At 62.4% G+C, this 20905-nt stretch carries 22 protein-coding genes; 11 read left to right on the top strand and 11 right to left on the bottom strand.

Going from position 1 to position 20905, the window contains the following annotated elements:
- The first annotated feature begins 75 nt into the window (after positions 1-75).
- Both BLR77_RS18365 and BLR77_RS18360 read left to right on the top strand, forming a co-directional pair.
- Entirely contained in the window at positions 76-294 is a 219-nt protein-coding gene (locus BLR77_RS18365; protein ID WP_074680503.1) for a hypothetical protein, read from the top strand.
- Positions 291-503, top strand: a complete 213-nt coding sequence (locus BLR77_RS18360; protein ID WP_074680501.1) for a CsbD family protein — start codon at positions 291-293, stop codon at positions 501-503. Before BLR77_RS18365 ends, BLR77_RS18360 begins: the two co-directional genes overlap by 4 nt.
- Positions 504-661: 158 nt before the next feature.
- On the opposite strand, the gene BLR77_RS18355 is transcribed toward BLR77_RS18360, so the two are convergent.
- Positions 662-1204 (bottom strand): hypothetical protein, encoded by a 543-nt coding sequence (locus BLR77_RS18355; protein WP_074680499.1) that lies wholly within the window; start codon positions 1202-1204, stop codon positions 662-664.
- A gap of 214 nt (positions 1205-1418) precedes the next feature.
- Between BLR77_RS18355 and BLR77_RS18350 the strand changes: the two genes are divergently transcribed.
- Positions 1419-2120 (top strand): alpha/beta fold hydrolase, encoded by a 702-nt coding sequence (locus BLR77_RS18350; protein ID WP_074680497.1) that lies wholly within the window; start codon positions 1419-1421, stop codon positions 2118-2120.
- Positions 2121-2389: 269 nt separating this feature from the next.
- Positions 2390-3391, top strand: a complete 1002-nt coding sequence (dusA, locus tag BLR77_RS18345) for a tRNA dihydrouridine(20/20a) synthase DusA (protein WP_074680495.1) — start codon at positions 2390-2392, stop codon at positions 3389-3391.
- A 7-nt stretch (positions 3392-3398) separates the two neighbouring features.
- Here the strand turns inward: dusA and BLR77_RS18340 are convergent, their stop codons facing one another.
- Positions 3399-3698 (bottom strand): transcriptional repressor, encoded by a 300-nt coding sequence (locus BLR77_RS18340; protein WP_074680493.1) that lies wholly within the window; start codon positions 3696-3698, stop codon positions 3399-3401.
- A gap of 195 nt (positions 3699-3893) precedes the next feature.
- On the opposite strand from BLR77_RS18340, the gene tal reads away from it, so the two are divergent.
- Positions 3894-4820, top strand: a complete 927-nt coding sequence (gene tal / locus BLR77_RS18335; RefSeq protein ID WP_074680491.1) for a transaldolase — start codon at positions 3894-3896, stop codon at positions 4818-4820.
- A gap of 143 nt (positions 4821-4963) precedes the next feature.
- Here the strand turns inward: tal and rssC are convergent, their stop codons facing one another.
- Together rssC and rssB are read right to left on the bottom strand one after the other, a co-directional pair.
- Positions 4964-5446, bottom strand: a complete 483-nt coding sequence (rssC, locus tag BLR77_RS18330) for an anti-sigma factor antagonist RssC (RefSeq protein ID WP_026088796.1) — start codon at positions 5444-5446, stop codon at positions 4964-4966.
- A gap of 8 nt (positions 5447-5454) precedes the next feature.
- Positions 5455-6639, bottom strand: a complete 1185-nt coding sequence (gene rssB / locus BLR77_RS18325) for a two-component system response regulator RssB (RefSeq protein ID WP_074680489.1) — start codon at positions 6637-6639, stop codon at positions 5455-5457.
- 213 nt (positions 6640-6852) lie between these two features.
- On the opposite strand from rssB, the gene BLR77_RS18320 reads away from it, so the two are divergent.
- Complete coding sequence (locus BLR77_RS18320; protein WP_074680487.1) at positions 6853-7152, top strand: PilZ domain-containing protein; 300 nt, start codon at positions 6853-6855, stop codon at positions 7150-7152.
- Between the two features lie 57 nt (positions 7153-7209).
- Here the strand turns inward: BLR77_RS18320 and BLR77_RS18315 are convergent, their stop codons facing one another.
- Positions 7210-7914 carry an MlaA family lipoprotein gene (locus tag BLR77_RS18315; protein WP_074680485.1) on the bottom strand — a complete coding sequence of 235 codons (705 nt, stop codon included), beginning with the start codon at positions 7912-7914 and terminating at the stop codon, positions 7210-7212.
- 105 nt (positions 7915-8019) lie between these two features.
- On the opposite strand from BLR77_RS18315, the gene BLR77_RS18310 reads away from it, so the two are divergent.
- The 3 genes from BLR77_RS18310 (at position 8020) to BLR77_RS18300 (ending at position 9738) form a co-directional block, all read left to right on the top strand.
- Positions 8020-8430: an acyl-CoA thioesterase gene (locus BLR77_RS18310; RefSeq protein ID WP_074680483.1), complete on the top strand. Its 411-nt coding sequence runs from the start codon at positions 8020-8022 to the stop codon at positions 8428-8430.
- Between the two features lie 62 nt (positions 8431-8492).
- A complete protein-coding gene (locus tag BLR77_RS18305) occupies positions 8493-9209 on the top strand; it encodes an HAD superfamily inactivated hydrolase PcrP (protein WP_074680481.1) in 717 nt (238 codons plus the stop codon).
- 262 nt (positions 9210-9471) lie between these two features.
- Positions 9472-9738 (top strand): DUF4404 family protein, encoded by a 267-nt coding sequence (locus tag BLR77_RS18300; RefSeq protein ID WP_003460925.1) that lies wholly within the window; start codon positions 9472-9474, stop codon positions 9736-9738.
- A 68-nt stretch (positions 9739-9806) separates the two neighbouring features.
- On the opposite strand, the gene queF is transcribed toward BLR77_RS18300, so the two are convergent.
- From queF to BLR77_RS18270, 6 genes are all read right to left on the bottom strand, one after another.
- Positions 9807-10637: an NADPH-dependent 7-cyano-7-deazaguanine reductase QueF gene (gene queF, locus BLR77_RS18295; protein ID WP_074680479.1), complete on the bottom strand. Its 831-nt coding sequence runs from the start codon at positions 10635-10637 to the stop codon at positions 9807-9809.
- A gap of 188 nt (positions 10638-10825) precedes the next feature.
- Positions 10826-13894 carry an efflux RND transporter permease subunit gene (locus BLR77_RS18290; RefSeq protein WP_074680477.1) on the bottom strand — a complete coding sequence of 1023 codons (3069 nt, stop codon included), beginning with the start codon at positions 13892-13894 and terminating at the stop codon, positions 10826-10828.
- Positions 13891-14913, bottom strand: coding sequence for an efflux RND transporter periplasmic adaptor subunit (locus BLR77_RS18285; RefSeq protein WP_074680475.1), 1023 nt, complete (start codon positions 14911-14913; stop codon positions 13891-13893). Before BLR77_RS18285 ends, BLR77_RS18290 begins: the two co-directional genes overlap by 4 nt.
- 218 nt (positions 14914-15131) lie before the next feature.
- Positions 15132-15926, bottom strand: a complete 795-nt coding sequence (locus BLR77_RS18280) for an ABC transporter permease (protein WP_074680473.1) — start codon at positions 15924-15926, stop codon at positions 15132-15134.
- Positions 15923-16855 (bottom strand): ABC transporter ATP-binding protein, encoded by a 933-nt coding sequence (locus BLR77_RS18275; RefSeq protein ID WP_074680471.1) that lies wholly within the window; start codon positions 16853-16855, stop codon positions 15923-15925. The genes BLR77_RS18280 and BLR77_RS18275 overlap by 4 nt, the downstream gene beginning before the upstream one ends.
- A 154-nt stretch (positions 16856-17009) precedes the next feature.
- Positions 17010-17672: a transglutaminase-like domain-containing protein gene (locus BLR77_RS18270; RefSeq protein ID WP_074680469.1), complete on the bottom strand. Its 663-nt coding sequence runs from the start codon at positions 17670-17672 to the stop codon at positions 17010-17012.
- A 140-nt stretch (positions 17673-17812) separates the two neighbouring features.
- On the opposite strand from BLR77_RS18270, the gene BLR77_RS18265 reads away from it, so the two are divergent.
- Together BLR77_RS18265 and BLR77_RS18260 are read left to right on the top strand one after the other, a co-directional pair.
- Positions 17813-20260 (top strand): acyl-CoA dehydrogenase, encoded by a 2448-nt coding sequence (locus BLR77_RS18265; RefSeq protein ID WP_074680467.1) that lies wholly within the window; start codon positions 17813-17815, stop codon positions 20258-20260.
- A gap of 193 nt (positions 20261-20453) precedes the next feature.
- Positions 20454-20861, top strand: a complete 408-nt coding sequence (locus BLR77_RS18260) for a PA2817 family protein (protein WP_074680465.1) — start codon at positions 20454-20456, stop codon at positions 20859-20861.
- Positions 20862-20905 lie beyond the last annotated feature (44 nt).

Raw genomic sequence — 20905 nt, 5'->3', positions numbered from 1 at the left:
GAGCGCAGAAGGCTGCAACACTCCTCTGCTCGGCATCTCGCACCTTCGCAGATGGCGGATTCACCAGAGGTCACCATGAACAAGCCCACTTACCAGCAGCCCTCCAAGAACCCGGGCAAACCCGAGGCACAGACTCAGAAACCGGCAACAGCCAGTGAGCCTCAACCCTTCTACAAAGCCGATCGCGATCCAGTGATCAGCAAAGACACGTTTGAAGGCCCCGCCAAGTCTCCTCAAAAACAAGCCTCGCAAAGCCAGGACGACGCGCTGAACCGCAAGCCGAAAAACTCATGAGTCTGCTCAGTTCGGATGCATTCAGGGATAGATGGCAGCGACGGATCGGAGCCGCGCGAATTGCCTGGGGACGATTGACCGAAGACGAGTTGTTGAAAACCGAAGGCCAGGTGCAAAAACTGGCTGAGCTGGTCAAGGAGCGCTACGGGGTGACCCGCGACGAGGCCAAGGAACAGGTCAACAGCGTCCTGCAGAATTGCAAAAGCTGATCTAACCTCGAACGCCATCGCTCCGTTTCATTCAGAGCGTTTGGTTACCTGGCGTTCAGCGCTTGCCATCAGTGCGAACGAGAGATTCGCACTCATTCGACAGAGCAGTGGCATATCCCGCTAGCGCTGAACATCGAAGTCAGCGCCTGTTTGGCAGGTCAGCTCAACCAGCCCGAACGCTCATTCCTGGCCATATCCAGATCCTTGCAGGTACCACTGGAAGCCGTCAGCACTTCACGGGCCATGGCGGTTTCCTCGGCACTGCGAGTATTGGCCAGCAGCACGCTGCCGCCGGCCGCGATCTCGGCCTGCGTAAGCGGTGGAGACTTCCGTGCAAGAGACGAGACCCCGGCCAGAGCCCCAACGAAGGCGCCCAGAAACGCACCGCTACCAACCAGCATGACTGGCGCAAGCACCGGACTCGCGATCAGCAATCCCATGTCGGACACAACCAGGCCGGCTTGAACCAAGCCTCCCAGCACACCACCGATCACGGTGCCCGCGCCACCGTACATGAGCATGGAGTTGCGCGCGGCTCGACTGCCGAGCCGAGTCGAAAGGCTGACGGGTGCGTGCTTGCCAGCGTCGAAAATCTGCAATTGCTCACGTGACATCCCACGCTCAACCAACTGCGACAGGGTCAGCTCAGCGGCTGAACGCTGGGCGAAACTGGCGGATAGGTCATGACGATAAACGTCCATTTTTCTACTCCCGAGTGACTGGCGCGTAAAGCGCTTACAGCCCAAGGCTACGTTCGCCGCAATGCCGCGTCTGTGCGGCCGCGTACGTCCACACTTTTGCTGAGTGTGCCAGCGCACGGTAAGCCGGCAGTACGCGGCGCATAGTGAACACAATCATTCTCTCGCCCTTTCGCCAGCTGACTCCTTCCGCCTCCCTGCAATCGCGAGGATCACCATGAGCAGACCCCACCTGCTGCTACTTCCCGGACTTCTATGCGACGCACGACTCTGGCAACACCAGGCTTCAGCACTCGCCTCCAGCGCCCATGTGTCGATCGCCAACCTTGCTGATGAAAACACCATCAGCGCCATGGCCAGCGCTGTACTGGCCATGGCGCCGGACGAGACCTTCGCCTTGGCCGGATTTTCTCTGGGTGGCTATGTCGCCCTGGAAATATTCCGCCAGGCGCCGCATCGAGTAACCGCCATGGCCTTGCTTGACACCAGCGCCCGGCCCGATACCGAGGCCAATACCGAAGCCCGAAAACAGTCGATCATCATGGCGACCCTGGACTTTCCTCAGGTCATCGAGGAACTGCTGCCAAAACTTCTCCACCCGGCTCACCTGGATCACCCGGAGTTAATCGAAGTGGTCCGCGCCATGGCCAACAGTCAAGGCGCTCAAGTCTGCATCAACCAGCAGCGGGCAATGATCGACCGTATCGACAGCCGACCTGACCTGAGCCGAATCACATGCCCGACCCTGGTCTTGTGTGGTCGCGCCGATGCCATCACTCCGCCAGAGGTTCATCGGGAAATGGCCGACGCAATCCCCAACGCACATCTGGCCATTATCGAGGGCTGTGGGCATCTGGCTCCGCTGGAACAAGCCCATGCTGTCTCGAGGGAAATGAACAATTGGCTGGCAAGGCTGTAGGTGCGTATGCGCGCAGCGCCTTGCCCTGCCTTAATCATGCCGGTCTGACCTCGTACAAGGGCATCGAGCAAACCCAGGTCCCTGGGGTGCTATCGGCGGTCTGGGCCTTGGCGATCTGCTGCCGGTCGAACGCCTGGCTTTCCTGATAGACTTGCACACCGCTGCCCGCAGCCTCCTTGTCATTCAGCGAGGGTTGCCAGTGGCACAGCGCTGCTCACGGCTTTCTTGCCCTGCAACCCCCGTCAACACGTCAGAACGCGTCATTCCACATGTCTTTAGAGAATGCTGTAACCACGTCGCCCGCCCTGTCCCGCCGCTTCTCCGTGGCGCCGATGATGGACTGGACGGACCGTCACTGCCGGTTCTTTCTCCGTCAGCTGTCTAGCCACGCCCTGCTCTACACCGAGATGGTCACCACCGGCGCGCTGATCCACGGCGACCGCGAACGCTTCCTGCGTTACAGCGACTGCGAACATCCCATCGCCCTGCAACTCGGCGGCAGCAACCCGCAGGATCTGGCGACCTGCGCCAAGATGGCCGAAGAGCATGGCTATGACGAGGTCAACCTGAACGTCGGCTGCCCCAGCGACCGGGTGCAGAACAACATGATCGGCGCGTGCCTGATGGGTCATCCGACGCTGGTTGCCGATTGCGTGAAGGCCATGCAGGACGCCGTGAACATCCCGGTGACGGTCAAGCACCGTATCGGCATCAATGGCCGCGACAGCTATGCCGAACTGTGCGACTTCGTCGGCCAGGTGCGCGAGGCCGGCTGCCGCAGCTTCACCGTGCATGCCCGCATCGCCATCCTCGAGGGCTTGTCGCCGAAGGAAAACCGCGAAATCCCGCCGCTGCGTTACGACGTGGCCGCACAGCTCAAGCAGGACTTCCCGGACCTGGAAATCATCCTCAACGGCGGCATCAAGACGTTAGAGGAATGCGAGCAGCATCTGCAGACCTTCGACGGCGTGATGCTCGGTCGCGAGGCCTATCACAACCCCTATCTGCTGGCGCAGGTGGACAGCCGCCTGTTCGGCGCCAAGGACTCCGGCATCACCCGCATGGATGCCCTGCTGGCACTCAAACCCTATGTCGAGCAGCATCTGCGCGAGGGCGGCACCCTGCATCACGTCAGCCGTCACGTGCTCGGCCTGGCCCAGGGTTTCCCGGGTGCGCGGCGCTTCCGCCAGTTGCTGTCGGTCGACATTCACAAGGTGAAAGACCCGCTGGCGCTGCTCGACCAGGCAGCCGAACTGCTACGCGGGCACTAACAGGCTGTTAATCCGGCGTACTGAGGCGATAGCGGCTACGCCCGGTTGCCTGCACCAGGCCGTTTTCTTCCATGCGCCGCAGCACCTGGCGCACGCTGACCAGTGACAGCGGCTCGCCGGCCTCGCTCAGTTGCCGGTGCAGCTCACGCGCCGACACGCCCTGTTCGTCATTGGCACTGCACAACGCTTCCACCACCTTGAGCCGGGGCATGCTGAAGCGCAGTCCGACGGCCTGCAGCCACTCACGGCACTGGCGCGTATCCGGCCCTGCGGAAACTGAACGAGAAGGCAGGGTTTGGGTCGACATATTCGGGCTCCTTGGCAGCTCGTCTAAAGTCGGACTCCACCGACTTCGGCGCGTTCTCACGCACCCTCATAGGTAAAGACGAACGAGCCGGCGAAAAGCACAGCCCTAAAAGGTAAATTTTGTCAGTGACCCGACCGTTGAGCGCCTGCCGCGCCTCGGGTAAGGTCATGTCACCTGCAACGACAAGGCCTCGTCATGACCTCCAAGCTGGAACAACTCAAGCAGTTCACTACCGTAGTCGCCGACACCGGTGACCTCGATGCCATCGCCCGCCTGCAACCGGTGGATGCCACCACCAACCCCTCGCTGCTGCTCAAGGCCGCCGCCCTGCCCCGCTACGCCGACCTGCTGGGCCAGGCCGTAAGCGCCGGCCAGGGTGATCTGGGCCGGGCCTGCGACCATTTCGCGGTTGCCGTCGGCCAGGAGATCCTCAAGGTCATTCCGGGCCGTATCTCCACAGAGGTCGATGCGCGACTGTCGTTCGATACCGACGCCACCCTGCGCCGCGCCGAACGCCTGATCGGTCTTTATGAAAAAGCGGGCATCGGCCGCGAACGCGTACTGATCAAGATCGCTTCGACCTGGGAAGGCATCCGCGCCGCCGAGCAACTGGAAAAAGCCGGTGTGCAGACCAACCTGACCCTGCTGTTCACCTTCGCCCAGGCGCAGGCCTGTGCCGATGCCGGCATATTCCTCATCTCGCCGTTCGTGGGGCGCATCTACGACTGGTACAAGAAGGCTGAGGGCCGTGATTTCGCAGGTAGCGAAGACCCGGGCGTGCAGTCGGTCAAGCGCATCTACGACTATTACAAGGCCAACGCTTACGACACCGTGGTGATGGGCGCGAGCTTCCGCAACGTCGGCCAGATCGAGGCGCTGGCCGGCTGCGACCGCCTGACCATCAGCCCCGAGCTGCTGCAGAAACTGGCCGAGGACGATGGCCAACTGAGCCGCCAACTCGCTCCGGGCGCCAATGGCGAACCGCGCCAGAGCTTGAACGAGAGTGCGTTCCGCTGGGCGCTGAACGAAGACGCCATGGCCACCGAGAAGCTGGCCGAGGGCATCCGCCTGTTCGCCCGCGATCAGGAGAAACTAGAAGCCCTGCTGGCCGCCAAGGCCTGAATGAAAAGGGGCGTCAGCCAAGCTGACGCCCCTTTTCAATACTGCGCGCTCAATACGTAGGGTGCGCCGTGCGCGCCAGCGACTTTATCGGCAGAGATCGGTGCGCACAGCGCACCCTGCGTAAGCACTGAAAAAGCGCAAAGTCAGTGCCGCTCGAGCGCGCTGACCAAGTCGTGAAAGGCCTCGCGGTTGGAGTCGTTGAGCCCCATCAGGATGCGGTGCGCTTCCAACACCTTGGCCTTGACCACTTCTTCTGATTGATCCTGAGAGGGCAGATCATCCAGACAATCCGGGCACGGAATAGGTCGGTCGACGATGTTGAACACCTGATCGAAGCCCATGGACTCCAACAGGCGCGTGATGTCGTCGTGAGTGGTGACAACGGTCGGCAACAGGCCAACCTTCTGCCGCGACAGAATGGACAATTTCGCCAGCAAACCGAGGGTGGTGCTGTCGATGCTGCGCGTTTCGGTCAGATCGATGACGATGGCCGAAAAATTCAACGCGGTGAAGATCTTTTCAATCGTGGCATCCAGTGCTGAACACAGCGTCAGACGGACTTCGCCGACGAACTTCAGGACGAATGTTCCGTCCTGCTCGGCGAATTGGATGCGACCGGGGCTTATCCCAGGATTCATGCAAGGTTCCTGCTTAACACCAGCAAGGCGATATCATCCGGCATCTCGCCCAGATTGGCCAGACCGAGAACTTGACGCAGACCGCCCAGCGTACCGCCAGCCTGACTAACCAGTTGTGGCAGCGCCAATTCCTTCGCTTTCAGCGTGTCGCCCGGCAACAAGTCGAGGATGCCGTCGGAGAGCAGGGTCAGACTGAAAGACTCCGGCAGTTCCATCACCAGATCGCCATATTCGGCTTCTTCGAACAGACCGACCGGTAGGCCGCGCCCTTCCAGGTAACGCGCCTGGCCATTCTCGAACAGCACCGGCAATGGCAGATGTCCGCCAATGCTGTAGGTGAGCTGGCCGCTCTCCTCATCGATCACGCCGCCGAGCATGGTCACGTGCTTGCCCAGCTTGCAATTGATCAGACCGCGGTTGATGTGGCCGAGAACGTCGGAGGGCTTGAACTCCGGCAGCGTGCCGCCACGACGCCACTCGTAGAGCAGGCGCGTGGTCATGAACTTGAGCAGCACGGTGACGAATGCCGAGGACGCACCGTGACCGGAAACGTCGGCCAGGTAGAAGCCGATACGTCGCTCATCGATCCGGAAGTAATCGACGAAGTCACCGGACAGATACAGCGAAGGAATGATCTGGTGCGCGAAGTTCAGGCCATCGGCCTGCCAGGGCGTCACCGGCAGCATGTTCATCTGCACCTGACGGCCGGCGTTTTGATCCTCCTGCAACAGATGCAGGCTGGCCTGGAGTTCACGATTGGTGGCTTCCAGCTTTTCACGATAGAGCTGGTTCTCGACGCGCAGACGCGCACGATCCAGCGCGCGGCGCACCGAATGTTCCAGCACCGCAAGGTCTTCGAGAGGTTTGATCAGGTAGTCGGCAGCGCCGAGACGCAGCGCTTCGACGGCATCGTTCATCACGCCGGCACCGGAAACGACGATCACCGGCACTTCGACACCCAGCGCGTTGATACGCCGGATCAGTTCAAGACCATCGACCTGCGGCATGCGCAGATCGCAGATCATCAGGTCGGGGCCTTCCTGCTGGAACACTTCCAGCCCCTGCAAACCGTTGTTGGCCTGCAACACCTTGAAGCCGCTGTCCTCGAGGTAGGCCGCGAGGCTTGCACGTACGACGTCGTCGTCGTCGATGATCAGCAGAGTGGCACTGGTTTTGTGCATGGGGTATCCAGGCAAACTGCGCCAGGGCAATTTTGGTCACTGCCCATGGCGCGGCGCCGCATCTAAGGCGCCAGGGCGATTTCAAGGGGCAGACGGTACTCCCATCTGCCGGCCGATTCAAGCCGGGACCGGTCGTCGTTCGGCGGCTTTACAGGTCAAATCGACGGGGGTTATAAGAGCCGCGGAAGAGCTCATAAGAAGAGGACAGGGTCCATGAGTCAGAACGATCGAGCATACAGCGAGAAACGCGACTACATCCGCATGCGACTGGAAGCTGCAGTCGTCCTCCATCATGCAGGCCAGGAAATCCCTGCGCTGTGCCTGGATCTTTCCAGTACCGGCATGCAAATCGAGGCTGAAGCAGCCTTGAGCATGGGCGACAAGGTAAGGGTCCACATCCCCTCAGAGCACAGCGAGCTGGCCGGCCTCGACGCCCAGGCCGAGGTAGTGCGGGTGGGCGATCTGGGCGATGGTCGTCAGTCGCTGGGCCTGGCAATCATCTCCATGAGCTGAAATCTGCATTTACGAAAAAGGCGGCTCCAGAGCCGCCTTTTTTGCATCTGTGAGGACTTAGAAGTCGTCTTCGACCTGCCCATCCTTCACCTTGAACTCACGGCTTTGCAGGTAGGCATTACGGATGAAGATGTACTTGTCGCCGCTGACCAGGCGCTCGGCCTGCAGCAGGTTGGCACGGGTGTCGACCACCTGAACGCCACGGGTGACGTTACGCGTCGGCACGTGGTCCATGTACGGATACGGCGTCAGGAAGCTGTCCGGTACTCGACCAGTGGCATCACGCACGGTGCTTGGGCCGAGGAGCGGGATGACCAGGTAAGGGCCGCTGTCCAGGCCCCAGACGCCAAGGGTCTGACCGAAGTCTTCGTCGTTCTTGCGCAGGCCCATGTGCTTGGCCACGTCGAAGAAACCCAACAGACCGAAGGTGGTATTGAAGATCAGGCGACCGGTATCGACACCGGCGTTGTGCAGCTTGCCCTGCAGCAGGTTGTTGGCCAGGTTGCCCACATCGCCAATATTGCCGAAGACGTTGTGCACGCCGTCTTCGAGGAACTGCGGCGTGACGGCCCGGTAACCCTGGGCGATCGGCTTCAGCGCATAGGTATCGACGGTATCGTTGAAGCGGAAGATGGGGCGATTGAAGCTTTCCCAAGGATCTTCTTCCGAGGCTGCCTGACTCATCGCAGGCAGCAGGCTCAGGCCAGCAAGGGCCATCAGGCCGCCCAGGCGCGCGATCCAGCGAGCAACGATCACATGCATTTGAAGTCTCTCCTTGAGGAAAATAATGTGGCCACCGCCAGCGGGCCGAAGGCCGCGTAGTATAAAGCCTGGAGCCCTGATTGGGCAGCATAGTGAAGAAAAGCGATGACCGACGAAACCTTGCTGCACACTGCACACATCCCCGTACGCTGGGGCGACATGGACAGCTACGGGCACGTCAACAACATCATCTACATGCAGTACCTGGAAGAGGCCCGCGTCGCCTGGTTCGAGCTGGCCGGCGTGCCGATGAGCAACGTGCCGTTCGGCCCGGTGGTATTGCAGACCCAGCACACCTACCTGAAACCGGTGATACATCCCGCCACCGTGGTGGTGGAACTGAAAGCCGGTGCGGTGGGGCGCAGCAGCCTGGTGATCGAACACCGGCTGCGTACCGTCGAAGACCCGCTCACGGTCTACGGTGAGGGTTACTGCAAGTTGGTGTGGGTCGACCATGAAAGCGGCAAGTCGGTGGCCCTGCCGGAGCATGTACGCGCCCTGTTCAACGTCATCTAGCAGTCACATTCCGGTCATCCGTCGGCGTTAGATTGGCCTAGGCCAATGCCACGGATGATCCCATGCCCTCCCCCTGCACTGCCCTGATCTTTCAACTGTCCGGCTGCCTGGTCGACTTCGGCGCCCGTACGCTGCCCGTCGCGCTACAGCGACTGCATCCCGAGTGCACGCCCCCGAACCTCGTCGGTACGCCGCACCAGACGCTGGACGCCTGGTTAGGCAAGCCGGCAACCGCGGCGCAACTGCAGGCGCTGCAACAGACGCTGAGCGAAGTGGCCGGCGAACATGCCGAACTCACCCCAGGTGCTGCACAGTTGCTGCAAACCCTGCATGCCAACGGTACGCCCTGCGCCTGGCTGGACGACCTGCCAGCCGATAGCAGCCTGCGCCTGGCCGAGGCACTGCCAACGCCCATCGAAGCGGTGCTGGCACGCCAGGCCAGACCGTGGCCGGCGCCGGACAGCTGCTGGCAGGCACTGAGCCAGCTGGAGGTCGAGCGCCTGGATGGCTGCATTGTCGTCAGCGGTAATCCGCTACTGCTGCAAGCCGGGCTCAATGCCGGCTGCTGGACCATCGGCCTGGCCGCCTGCGGGCCACTCTGTGGCTACGCCCTGGCCGACTGGCAGGCACTTGGCGCGAGCGATCAGGAGCACCTGCGCGCCGAGGCCACGCTGCAGCTCTATCGTCTGGGCGTACACTCGGTGGTCGATCATCTGGGGGAAATCGAGGCCAGCCTGGACGATATCGGCGTGCGCCGGAGCAAGGGCGAAAAGCCCTGAGCCTTTGACTCGGATCAGGCAAAGCCGGCCCGCTTGGATTAACCTTCAGGTACGGGCTGAAAACTTCCGGCGGTGCTGGGGGTCAATGCCTACCAGGCCGTTGAAAAACGTAGGCGAGGCAGGCAAGACAAGGCAAAAACGACCGAAAAAGCGGAGTTTACATGCTGTAAATGAGCATTTTTAGGTCGTTTTTAACGCAGTATTGCCAACGTAGGTAGTTTTTCAACGGCCTGCTATGCCGATTCGACAAGGAGAGAACTCTATGCCAGCAAGCGACCTGCAGCAGCAACTGGAAGCCCTCCAGCAACACTTGGCCCAGGACACGCCGCTCAGCGAGGAAGAACGCGCATCGCTTTACCTGCTGACCCAGGAAATCGAGGTGCAATTGGCGCGTGAAGCCGCATCAGCGCCCGATGCCACGCTGATCGATGGCGTCAATCTGGCAGTGGAACGCTTCGAGGCCAGCCACCCCACCCTCGCCGGCACCCTGCGCAACATCATGCAGAGCCTGGCCAATATGGGTATCTGAACGCCCTTCCCCCGGATAAAACCCGACGCCTCAAGCAAAATGCCGCCAAATGGCGGCATTTTTCATGGTTACTGCCGCGCCAGGCGACCATTTTCCGGCGTGACCGCCTCGCTGCTGCGGTACGGATTGATGTCCAGCCCACCGCGACGCACATAACGCGCATAGACGGTGAGCGACTGCGGCTGCAGCAGGCGCTGCAGATCGAGGAAAATGCGCTCCACGCACTGCTCGTGGAAATCCGCGTGCTGACGGAAGCTCACCAGATAGGCCAGCAGGCTAGCGTGATCCAGCGCCGCGCCCCGGTATTGCACGACCAGGCTGCCCCAGTCCGGTTGGCCGGTGACCGGGCAATTGGACTTGAGCAGATGGCTGTGCAGGCTCTCTTCCACCACCCGATCGGCGTCGCAACGCAGCAGTTCGGGCTGCGGGTGATCGTACTGGCTGACATTGACGTCCAGCTCATCGATGCATTGCCCCGGCAACGTCGCCACACCCTCTGCAGAAACCTCGGCGAGCGAACGCAGGCGCACCGCCACCGGCTTGCCGGCCACGGCCGACAGATCACGAACCAGCGTGGCCTGCACCTCGTCCCAACTGGCGAATGCCGTCTGATTCAGCGAGTTGAGATAGAGCTTGAAGGACTTCGACTCGATGATGTTCGGCGAATCGGCAGGAATGGCGAACTCGCCGATGGCCACCACCGGCTTGCCGGACGGCAGCAGCCAGGACAGCTCGTAGCAGTTCCAGTAGTCCACGCCCTGATACGGCAGGCTAGCACCATCCAGGCCCAGCTCCACCCACTTGGTGGCACGCGAGATGGGAAACAGCAGTTCCGGGCTGTACTCGGCGATGTACTGGCTGGACTTGCCCAGCGGGGAATGTTCGGCGGGGTGCTGCATGGGGCGCAATCCAGGGTGGCGAAAAACCGCGCGAGTTTAACGGGTTGATCGCCACGCCGCACCCGCCGCAACAGCTGCTTCTGCTCGGTGCGCATGGCGCACCCTACCGCCGATCAATGCCTCAAATTTAATCCCGGCCACGTGACGACACAGGTAGGGTGCGCCGCGCGCACCACAATGCCCCCCATTCAGGCCGCGGCGGGCTCTTCCTCGATCATCCGCAGCGGCGCCCAGCGCCGCAGCAGCAGGTACAGCGTCGGGATCACGTAAAGGGTGAAGAAGGTGCCGACCAGCAACCCGCCAACGATCACCAGGCCGATCTGCTGACGGCTCTCTGCGCCGGCACCGCTGGCGATGGCCAGCGGCAGCGAGCCGAGCACCATCGCGCCGGTGGTCATCAGAATCGGCCGCAAACGCTGTACCGACGCCTCGATCACCGCCTCACGCAGCGCCCTGCCCTCGCGCAGCAGGTGGTTGGCAAACTCGACGATAAGGATGCCGTGCTTGGTGATCAGGCCGATCAGGGTCACCAGGCCGATCTGCGAATAGATGTTCCAGGTGCCACCGAACAGCGTCAGCGCCAGCAAGGCGCCGGCCATCGACAGGGGCACGCTGAACAGAATGATCAACGGATCGCTGAAGCTCTCGAACTGCGCCGCCAGCACCAGAAAGATGAACGCCAGGGCCAGGGCAAAGATCAGCAGGATGCCCGAGCTGGACTCCTTGAAGTCGCGCGAAGTGCCGGTGTAGTCGTACTGCGTCTCTGGCGGAAATACCTCGCGGGCGGCGACTTCCAGATGATTGAGCGCCTCACCCAGGGTGTATCCGGTGCCAACGTTGGCGCTGATGGTTACCGCACGCAACTGGTTGAAGTGGTTGAGCTCACGCGGCGCCACGGTCTCACGCACCTCGATCAGGTTGGACAGCTGCACCATGCCGCCGTCGCGATCACGCACATAGACACGGTCCAGGTCCTGCGGGTTGCTGCGGTCGATATCCTGCAGCTGCACAATCACGTCGTACTGCTCGCCGTTCTGCTTGAAGCGGGTCACCTGGCGGCTACCGAACAGGCTCTCCAGGCTGCGGCCGATCACCGACACATCGGTGCCGACCGCCGTTGCCTGCTCGCGGTTGACCGTGACCTTGAGCTGCGGCGAGTTGAGCTTGAGGTCGCTGTCCAGCCCTTCCAGGCCCGGATAATCGCGCATGCGTTCCATCAGCTGATCGACGTAGCCCTGCAGTTCGGCGTACTCCATGGACGAGCGAACGACGAAGTTGATCGGCTGGTTGCGCGCGCTCTGCCCCAGCGGTGGGCGATTGACCGGGGTGACGCGCATGCCGGCGATATCCTGCAACTGTGGCAGCAACTCGTTGCGAATCTCGAACTGGGTACGCGAGCGGTCACTCCAGTCCTCCAGCTTCATGAAGGAGATGCCCTGGGCCACCGTGGGGAAACCGGCGATCATCAGGTAGCGATTGGTCTCCGGAATGCTCGCGTAAGCAGCCTCGACCTCGCGGCCGTAGCGCGCCGTGTAGTCGATGGTGGCGCCATCCGGGCCATTGAACACGCCGACGATGGTGCCGGTGTCTTCGGTCGGCGCCAGCTCCGAGCGCAACCCGCCGAACAGCCAGGCGCACAGCACGAAAGCACCGAGCAGCACGCCAAGCACCAGCGGCCAGGCGTGCAGCGCACGATCCAGGCTGTGCTTGTAGCTGTAGGTCAGGCCGTTGAGGAAGCCTTCGATCAGGTTATACACGCGACCATGGCGCTGCTCGTGCTGGTGCGGTCGGAGCATCACCGCGCACATCATCGGCGTCAGCGTCAACGCGACGAAACCCGAAACCAGCACGGCGCCGGCCAGGGTCCAGGCGAACTCGGTGAACAGCTTGCCGGTGGTGCCCTGCATGAAGCCAATGGGCGCGAAGACGGCTGCCAGGGTCAGGGTCATGGCGATCACCGCGAAGGCAATCTCGCGGCTGCCCTTGAAGGCCGCCTGCATGGGCTTCATCCCGGCCTCGATATGGCGATGGATGTTCTCCAGCATGACGATCGCGTCGTCCACCACCAGACCGATGGCCAGGACCATGGCCAGCAGGGTCAGGGTGTTGATGGTGAAGCCCATCAGCGACATCAGGGCGAAGGCGCCGATCAACGATACCGGAATGGTCACCAGCGGGATCAGCGTGGCACGCAGCGAACGCAGAAAGATGAAGATGATCAGGATGACCAGCGCCACCGCTTCCCAGATGGTGGTGAAGACGTTGTCGATGGACTCGCGGATGAACTGCGAGTTGTCGTTGGCCACGGTCATGTTCATGCCGTCGGGCAGCAGGGCCTTGACGTCATCCCAGGCCGCTTCGAGCCCGTCGGAGATATCCAGCGGGTTGGCCGTAGCCTGCTTGACCAGGCCCAGGGTCACCGCCGGCAAACCGTTGAAGCGCACCACGGTACGCTCGTCGCGCGGCCCCACTTCGGCGCGGCCGACATCGGACAGGCGCAGCAGGTAGCCTTGCGAGTCGTCGAGGATCAGCTCGTTGAACTGCTCCGGGGTGCGCAGATCGGTTTCCGAGAGCACGCTGAACTCACGTTCGCGCGACTCGATGCGCCCGGCTGGAATCTCCACGTTCTGCCTACGCAGGGCGTCTTCCACGTCCTGCACGGTCAGGTTGTGCGCGGCGAGCTTCTCCGGGTCGAGCCAGATACGCATGGAAAACGTACGCGCACCGCGTACCTGCACTTCGGACACGCCGGGAATGGTCTGCAGACGATCCTTGATCACCCGCTCCAGCAGGTCGGTGATCTCCATGGCGCTGTGCTGCTGGCTGTGGAAGGCGATCCAGATCACCGGCTGGGCGTCGGCCTCGACCTTCTGCACAATGGGCTCGTCCACCTCGTCGGGCAGCTGGTTGCGTACCCGCCCCAGGCGATCACGCACGTCATTGGCCGCCTCGTCGGCGCTGCGCCCGAGGCGAAACTGCGCGGTGATCTGAGTGTTCTCCGCGCGGCTGATGGAAGTAACGAAGTCCAGCCCCTCGATGCCCGAGAGCACGTCCTCCACCGGCTGCGCCACCTGCGATTCCATGATTTCCGGACTGGCGCCGGGATAGGTGACCTGCACGGTGACGATGGGCACGTCGATATTGGGGTATTCACGCACATTGAGGCGGTCGTAGGCCATCAGGCCCAACAGCACCACGATCAGCGACAGGACGGTGGCGAACACCGGCCTGCGAATGCAGATATCGGAGAGTGTCACGGCTGGCGCTCCCCGCTCTTGCTGCGCACGGTCAGCCCTTCGCGCACCCGCTGCCAGCCGGCGCTGATGATGGTTTCGTCGCCCTGCAGGCCTTCACGCACCTCGACCTGCCCATCGAAACGCTTGCCCAGGATCACCTCACGGCGCTCGACCTTGCCATCGACCAGCAGATTGACCAGCAGCTTGTCACCCTGCGGCATCACTGCTTCCTCGGGAATCACCAGCGCATTGGGCCGTTCTTCGAGAATCACCGAAACACGGACGAACTGCCCAGGACGCAGGCGGCGGTCATCGTTGCCGATATGGGCACGGATCGCCTGACTGCGCCCGGCTTCGTCCAGGCGCGGGTTGATAGCAAAGATCTCGCCGCGAAAGCGCTCGCCGGGGAAGGTATCGAGGGTGATTTCCACCGTCTGGCCGAGGCGCACCTGAGCCACGGCCTTCTGCGGGATACGGAAGTCGACCTTGAGCGGGTCGAGCACCTCCAGGTTGACGATGTTCTGCCCGGCGCTGAGGTAGTCGCCGACGCTGGCCTGACGCAGGCCGAGCGTACCGTCGTGGGGCGCCTTGATCTGGGTCTTGTCGAGCCGTGCCTGAGCCAGGGCCTGGCTGGCACGCGCGGCCTGCAGCTGGCTCTGCGCCTCATCCAGCGCCTGGGCATTGCTGGCGCCGCGCTGGAACAGCATCTGCGCGCGCTGGTGGTTCTTCTCGGCGAGATCGAGATTGGCCCGGGCCTGGGCGAATTCGGCACGGGTAATCGCATCATCGAGACTGATCAGCAGGTCACCGGCGGTCACCGCCTGGCCTTCACGAAAATGCAGGGTGGCCAGGCGCCCTTCCACTTCCGGGCGGATCATCACCGACTCGTCGGAACGCAGCGAACCGAAGGTGATCAGCTCGTCACGAACCTCCATCTGCCGTACCGGCACGACCTCGACCATCGGCCCTTCGGCAGCCACCGCAGGCAACGCGAACAAGCCCAGCCACAGCCATGGAAGAGCACGCAACAGCACGGTCATGATCAGCCCCTTTTTCTTGGTAGAGGCGGAGTCTAACTGGCTGCTGCGTTACTGACAGGAGCGCAAGTTATTTCGCTATGTTTTTTCTGTCGCCGCCTGGCTCCGTAGGAGCGGCTTCAGCCGCGAGCGTCAACCGTAGTCCGGATGACGCAAACGTGTAGGCGCGGCTTGCGCCGCGAGAATCGCGGATAAATCCGCTCCTACATGAGCGGCAAACGTCACTGACGCATGCCGCGGCCGCTGACCAGCAGGCGGATGCACAGGGTATAAAGCGCAGCCGTGGCCAGCAGCATGAAGCCGATGGCCACGCCGATGCGGATGTCGGACACCCCGAGAATGCCGTAGCGGAAGGCGTTGACCATATGCAGGATGGGGTTGCCCAGCGATACCGTCTGCCAGAACGGCGGCAGCAGGGTAATCGAATAGAACACCCCGCCCAGGTAGGTCAGTGGCGTCAGCACGAAGGTGGGGATGATCGAGATATCGTCGAAGTTGCGCGCATACACCGCGTTGACGAAGCCGCCGAGGGAGAAGATGGTCGCCGTCAGCAGCACCACCAGCACCGTCACCCCCAGGTGATGCACCTGCAACTGGGTGAAGAACAGCGACAGCAGCGTGACGATGAAGCCCACCGCCAGGCCGCGCAACACACCGCCGACGACGAAGCCGATGAGGATGGTATGCGGCGATACCGGCGATACCAGCAGCTCCTCGACGTTGCGCTGGAACTTGCTGCCGAAGAAGCTCGACACCACGTTGCCGTAGCTGTTGGTGATCACCGACATCATGATCAGCCCCGGCACGATGTACTCCATATAGCTGAAGCCGCCCATGTCGCCGATCTGCCGGCCGATCAGGTTACCGAAGATGACGAAATACAGGACCATGGTGATCGCTGGCGGCAGCAGGGTCTGCGGCCAGATACGCACGAAACGGCGGATTTCACGGTGAACGATGGTACGCAGGGCCACCAGATTGGCGGCGAACTCGCTGTTGAGATACTGAGAAGTCATTGCGCCCCCTTGGCCAGATTCTTTTCCACCAGGGAGACGAACAGCTCCTCCAGGCGATTGCTCTTGTTGCGCAGGCTGAGCACCTCGACCTGCTGTTGGGCCAATTGCTGGAACAACGCATTCAGGCCCTGGCTCTTCTCCACCTGCACTTCCAGGGTGTGGTGATCGACCAGGCGCGCCGGATAGCCCTGCAGCGCCGGCACTGCGCTGTAGGAGTCCTTGAGGTCGAAGAGAAAGGTCTCGACGTGCAGTTTCTTGAGCAGATCCTTCATGCTGCTCAGCTCGACGATGCGGCCATGGTCGATGATGCCGATGTTGCGGCACAGCTGCTCGGCCTCTTCCAGGTAATGAGTCGTGAGGATGATGGTGGTGCCCTGCTTGTTCAGCTCGGTGAGGAAACTCCACATCGAACGGCGCAGCTCGATATCCACCCCGGCGGTCGGTTCGTCGAGGATCAGCAGGCGCGGCCGGTGAACCAGCGCACGAGCGATCATCAAGCGGCGCTTCATGCCACCGGACAGCTCGCGTGAAGCCACGTCGCGTTTGTCCCACAGGCCGAGCTCGGTCAGGTACTGCTCGGCACGCTCCTTGGCGATGGCGCGCGGGATGCCGTAGTAGCCAGCCTGGGTGACGACGATGTCGAACACTTTCTCGAACTGGTTGAAGTTGAATTCCTGCGGCACCACGCCCAGGCAGCGCTTGAGCGCGTAAGGCTCGCGGTCGAGGTCATGGCCGAACACGCTGACCGTACCGCTGCTCTTGTTCACCAGTGTGGAAAGCACGCCGATGGTGGTGGATTTGCCGGCACCGTTGGGGCCGAGCAAAGCGAAGAAGTCCCCTTCGGCAACGTCCAGATCGATGCCGTGCAGGGCCTGGAAGCCGTTTCCGTAGGTCTTGGTCAACTGGCGAATGGTCAGGGCGGAGCTCATGAAGATGGGGTTTCCCGCGCGAGAGTGAGGTTGTCATAGATGAGGGCACAGACGCTCGATTGCAACTGCGTGTTTCGTCCGCTCATTGCTGGCATGCACCCTACCGACCCCAACGCGCGGAGAAAAGGCCGTCCTGCCGATCTTGATTATCGACTCAGTCGATAACACTGCCCTCACGCTGCATGTCGCCACTCAGTGCCAGCGCACCGGCCTCGAACAGGTGCGGGTAACACCCGCGCAGGTGCTCGAAGAACAGCTGCTCGGGCAGATCCTCGAACTGACCGTGATCATGCAGGTACTCCATGTAGCGCTCGCCCTTGTCGTTGTAGGGATGGAAGACGCTGTCATGCACGCCGTCGAACTCCAGCGGCGCGACCTTGAACACCCGGCACAGCGCCTCGTTGAACGCCGGCGTGGCCTTGACCCAGCGCCCGTCCAGATGGAGTTCGGTATAACCGTGCATGGCGAACACCTCGCTGCGCAGCAGCTCCAGCAGGCGCGGCGTCGACAGGTGATTGCGCACATCGGCCAGGCCGATACGCGCGGGGATGCCGCAATGCCGGGCGCAAGCGGCGAGCAGGTTGGCCTTGGGTACGCAGTAGGACTCACCGGCCGCCAGCGCATGGCTGGCCTTCAATGTCTGCGCATCAAGGCTGAAGGCATAGGGGTTGTAACGAATCTCGTCACGAACCGCGTGATACAGCGCCACGGCCTGACCGAGCGGTTCTCGTGATGCGCCACGCCAACGTTCGGCGAACTCGATTACCGCTGGGTGGTCACTGTCAATGAAGCGGCCGGGACGTAAACAGGTCTGCATGACGGATACTCCTGAAGTTCGCTTCAGTCTAATCCCGTCGATTGCGCCACGTTCACGACGATCCGGCCAAGCTCACCGCCCCTGCCGCCATTTATGGCTATGCTCGGGGCGTCGCCCGCTTGAATCATGGAGGAATGCACATGCTCGTCATCTGGTTGCTGGTTCTGCTGCTCGGGGTCGTCTACCTGGCCCATAGCCGTACCGCCGCCCTACCTGCCCTCGGCATCACCGCAGCCTACCTGGTGGCCATGACATTGTTCAGCCCGGTGCCGGGCTGGTTGCAACTGCTGCTGTGGATCGTCACCGGCGCCGTAGCCGCCTTCATCCTGCTCGGCGATCTGCGCCGGCAACTGTTCACCAGCCCGCTGTTCGCCTGGTTCCAGCGCGTGCTGCCGCCGATGTCGGCGACCGAGCGCGATGCCATCGAAGCCGGCACGGTGTGGTGGGACGGCGAGCTGTTCAGCGGCAAGCCCGACTGGGACAAGCTGCTGGCCTACCCCAAGGCCAAGCTGAGCGAAGAGGAACAGGCGTTCATCGACGGCCCCACCGAAGAACTCTGCGCCATGATCAGCGACTGGCAGGTCGGCCAGCAGATGGACCTGCCGGAGAAAGCCTGGGAGCACATCAAGCAACACGGTTTCTTCGCCCTGATCATTCCCAAGGAGTACGGCGGCAAGGGCTTTTCTGCCTATGCCCACTCACAGGTGGCGATGAAGTTGGCCACCCGCAGCGGTGACCTGGCCTCCACCGTGATGGTGCCCAACTCCCTCGGCCCGGCCGAACTGCTGCTGCACTACGGCACCGAGCAGCAGCGCCAGCACTATCTGCCGCGCCTGGCACGCGGTGACGACATTCCCTGCTTCGCCCTCACCGGCCCGTTGGCCGGCTCCGACGCCGGCGCTATGCCGGACACCGGGATCATCTGCAAGGGCCAGTACAACGGCGAGGAAGTGATCGGCCTGCGCCTGAACTGGGAGAAGCGCTACATCACCCTCGGCCCGGTCGCCACCCTGCTCGGCCTGGCCTTCAAGGCCTACGACCCGGATCATCTGCTGGGCGACAAGGAAGACCTGGGTATCAGCCTGGCGCTGATCCCCACCGATACCCCCGGCGTGGAAATCGGCCGTCGCCACCTGCCACTGGGCGCTGCCTTCATGAACGGCCCGAACTCGGGCAAGGACGTGTTCATTCCGCTGGAGTACCTGATCGGTGGCCAGGAGTACCTCGGCAAGGGCTGGATGATGCTGATGAACTGCCTGTCGGTCGGTCGCTCCATCTCTCTGCCAGCCGTCGGCACCGGCGCGGCCAAGTTCACCAGCCTCGCCACCGGCCAGTACGCGCAACTGCGTGAGCAGTTCAACGTGCCGCTGGCGGCCTTCGAAGGTATTCAGGAAGCCCTGGCGCGCATTGGCGGTAACGCCTGGCTGATGGACAGCGCGCGTATCCTCACCGCCAACGCCGTCGACCTGGGCGAGAAGCCCTCGGTGCTGTCGGCGATCCTCAAATACCACCTGACCGAGCGCGGCCGCGAGTGTATCGGCCACGCCATGGACGTGCACGGCGGCAAGGGCATCATCATGGGCCCGAACAACTACCTGGCCCGTTCCTGGCAGGGCGCGCCGATCTTCATCACCGTCGAGGGCGCCAACATTCTCTCGCGCAACCTGATGATCTTCGGCCAGGGTGCCATCCGTTGCCATCCCTACGTGCTCAAGGAAATGGCCTTGGCCGATCGTGAGGACAAGGATCAGGCGCTGGAAGAGTTCGACTCATTGCTGATGAGCCATATCGGCTTCGCAGTCGGTAACGCCGCCAGCAGTTTCCTCTTGGGGCTGACCCTCAACCGTCTGGGCCAGGTGCCCGGGGACGACCTCAGCCAACCTTACTACCGCGCACTCAACCGCCTGGCCGCGGCTTTTGCGTTGTGCGCCGACAGCAGCATGATGCTGCTCGGCGGCGACCTGAAACGTCGCGAGCGCCTGTCTGCGCGCCTGGGCGATGTGCTCAGCCACCTTTACCTGGGTTCGGCCGCGCTCAAGCGCTACCACGATCTGGACTACCCGGAGGCCATTCGTCCGCTGCTGCGCTGGGCCATGGAGGAAAACCTCCATCACGCCGAACAAGCGCTGGATGATCTGCTGAGCAACTTCCCTAACCGCCTGTTCGGTTGCCTGCTGAAGGTGTTGGTATTCCCGCTGGGCCGCCGTCATCACGGCCCGAGCGACGCGCTGGATGCCGAAGTGGCCGCAATCATCGGCCGCCAGGCCGGCGATCCAGCCCTGGAGTCGGTGCTGGAAGGTTGCTACCGCCCGCAGGCCGATCAGGATTCGGTCGGCGCACTGCAACATGCATTGAATCTGGTGCAGGCCAGCCAGGACGCACGCAAGCGTCTGCATCAGGCACTCAAGGATGGCAGCCTGCAACCGGCTCCGGGCCAGGACGCCATCGAAGCGGCGATTGCCGCCGGCATTCTCGACGGCGAGCAGGGCCAACGCCTGCAAGCGGCCGAAGCGGCGCGTCGCCGGGTGATCGATGTCGACGACTTCGCCAAGGAAGAGCTCAAGCTGAGCCGCGGTAAGGTGCGCTGAGTCGAACCGCTTGTGGGAGGGGCTTTAGCCGCGAGTTTCTTGCGTCGCGGCTACGACTGCTGGGATGCAGGAGGTAGAGCGAAGCAGGATGCCCGAGCCGAAAGCCCCCTCCCACGAAGGCCCGCTATGCAGGACAGCGGGCGCCAGGAACTTTATACTCCTGCGCCCGTTTTACCCTTCAGGAACCTGCACCATGGCCAGCCATCTCGAACACCACCTCGCCCTGCTCAACCACCTGCGCGGCATTCTCGTCGCCCTGGGCGAAGCCGAACAGGTGCTCGACGACAGCCACGCCCTGTTCCTCGAGCGCTACGACGAACTGCTCGCCGAACTGCCGCTTGATCCGGTATCCAGCCAATACCTGGGCCAGGACCTGATCAGCCAGGTGTTCCACCGCTACCCGCAGATCGCCCACCTGGTACCGCGCGATCTGCTGTGGTTCTTCGGCGGCGATTGCCTGCACTTCATGCCGGACGACGAAATCGCCCTGTATCAAGCCCTCGACGAGCGCCGCTTCGAAGCCGAAGAAAACGACGAGCCCTTCGACTGGAACCAGGAAAAACAGCTGCTGGCCCTGCCCACCGACGGCTCCAAGCACTGACCCACGCCTGACAGACCACTGGTCAGAATGTCGCAGGCAACTGC

This window comes from Ectopseudomonas alcaliphila (assembly GCF_900101755.1).
Lineage (GTDB): Bacteria > Pseudomonadota > Gammaproteobacteria > Pseudomonadales > Pseudomonadaceae > Aquipseudomonas > Aquipseudomonas alcaliphila.
This window is presented reverse-complemented; position numbering and strand designations above follow the sequence as displayed.

What these genes read in the sequence shown, in the direction of transcription:
- BLR77_RS18300 (WP_003460925.1), top strand. Translation starts at nt 9,472, where the DNA reads ATGCCAGCAAGCGACCTGCAGCAGCAACTGGAAGCCCTCCAGCAACAC.
- BLR77_RS18360 (WP_074680501.1), top strand. Translation starts at nt 291, where the DNA reads ATGAGTCTGCTCAGTTCGGATGCATTCAGGGATAGATGGCAGCGACGG.
- BLR77_RS18305 (WP_074680481.1), top strand. Translation starts at nt 8,493, where the DNA reads ATGCCCTCCCCCTGCACTGCCCTGATCTTTCAACTGTCCGGCTGCCTG.
- BLR77_RS18310 (WP_074680483.1), top strand. Translation starts at nt 8,020, where the DNA reads ATGACCGACGAAACCTTGCTGCACACTGCACACATCCCCGTACGCTGG.
- BLR77_RS18265 (WP_074680467.1), top strand. Translation starts at nt 17,813, where the DNA reads ATGCTCGTCATCTGGTTGCTGGTTCTGCTGCTCGGGGTCGTCTACCTG.
- BLR77_RS18315 (WP_074680485.1), bottom strand. Translation starts at nt 7,914, where the DNA reads ATGCATGTGATCGTTGCTCGCTGGATCGCGCGCCTGGGCGGCCTGATG.
- BLR77_RS18340 (WP_074680493.1), bottom strand. Translation starts at nt 3,698, where the DNA reads ATGTCGACCCAAACCCTGCCTTCTCGTTCAGTTTCCGCAGGGCCGGAT.
- BLR77_RS18260 (WP_074680465.1), top strand. Translation starts at nt 20,454, where the DNA reads ATGGCCAGCCATCTCGAACACCACCTCGCCCTGCTCAACCACCTGCGC.
- BLR77_RS18320 (WP_074680487.1), top strand. Translation starts at nt 6,853, where the DNA reads ATGAGTCAGAACGATCGAGCATACAGCGAGAAACGCGACTACATCCGC.
- BLR77_RS18285 (WP_074680475.1), bottom strand. Translation starts at nt 14,913, where the DNA reads ATGACCGTGCTGTTGCGTGCTCTTCCATGGCTGTGGCTGGGCTTGTTC.
- tal (WP_074680491.1), top strand. Translation starts at nt 3,894, where the DNA reads ATGACCTCCAAGCTGGAACAACTCAAGCAGTTCACTACCGTAGTCGCC.
- BLR77_RS18270 (WP_074680469.1), bottom strand. Translation starts at nt 17,672, where the DNA reads ATGCAGACCTGTTTACGTCCCGGCCGCTTCATTGACAGTGACCACCCA.
- BLR77_RS18350 (WP_074680497.1), top strand. Translation starts at nt 1,419, where the DNA reads ATGAGCAGACCCCACCTGCTGCTACTTCCCGGACTTCTATGCGACGCA.
- BLR77_RS18355 (WP_074680499.1), bottom strand. Translation starts at nt 1,204, where the DNA reads ATGGACGTTTATCGTCATGACCTATCCGCCAGTTTCGCCCAGCGTTCA.
- BLR77_RS18275 (WP_074680471.1), bottom strand. Translation starts at nt 16,855, where the DNA reads ATGAGCTCCGCCCTGACCATTCGCCAGTTGACCAAGACCTACGGAAAC.
- dusA (WP_074680495.1), top strand. Translation starts at nt 2,390, where the DNA reads ATGTCTTTAGAGAATGCTGTAACCACGTCGCCCGCCCTGTCCCGCCGC.
- BLR77_RS18280 (WP_074680473.1), bottom strand. Translation starts at nt 15,926, where the DNA reads ATGACTTCTCAGTATCTCAACAGCGAGTTCGCCGCCAATCTGGTGGCC.
- rssB (WP_074680489.1), bottom strand. Translation starts at nt 6,639, where the DNA reads ATGCACAAAACCAGTGCCACTCTGCTGATCATCGACGACGACGACGTC.
- queF (WP_074680479.1), bottom strand. Translation starts at nt 10,637, where the DNA reads ATGCAGCACCCCGCCGAACATTCCCCGCTGGGCAAGTCCAGCCAGTAC.
- BLR77_RS18365 (WP_074680503.1), top strand. Translation starts at nt 76, where the DNA reads ATGAACAAGCCCACTTACCAGCAGCCCTCCAAGAACCCGGGCAAACCC.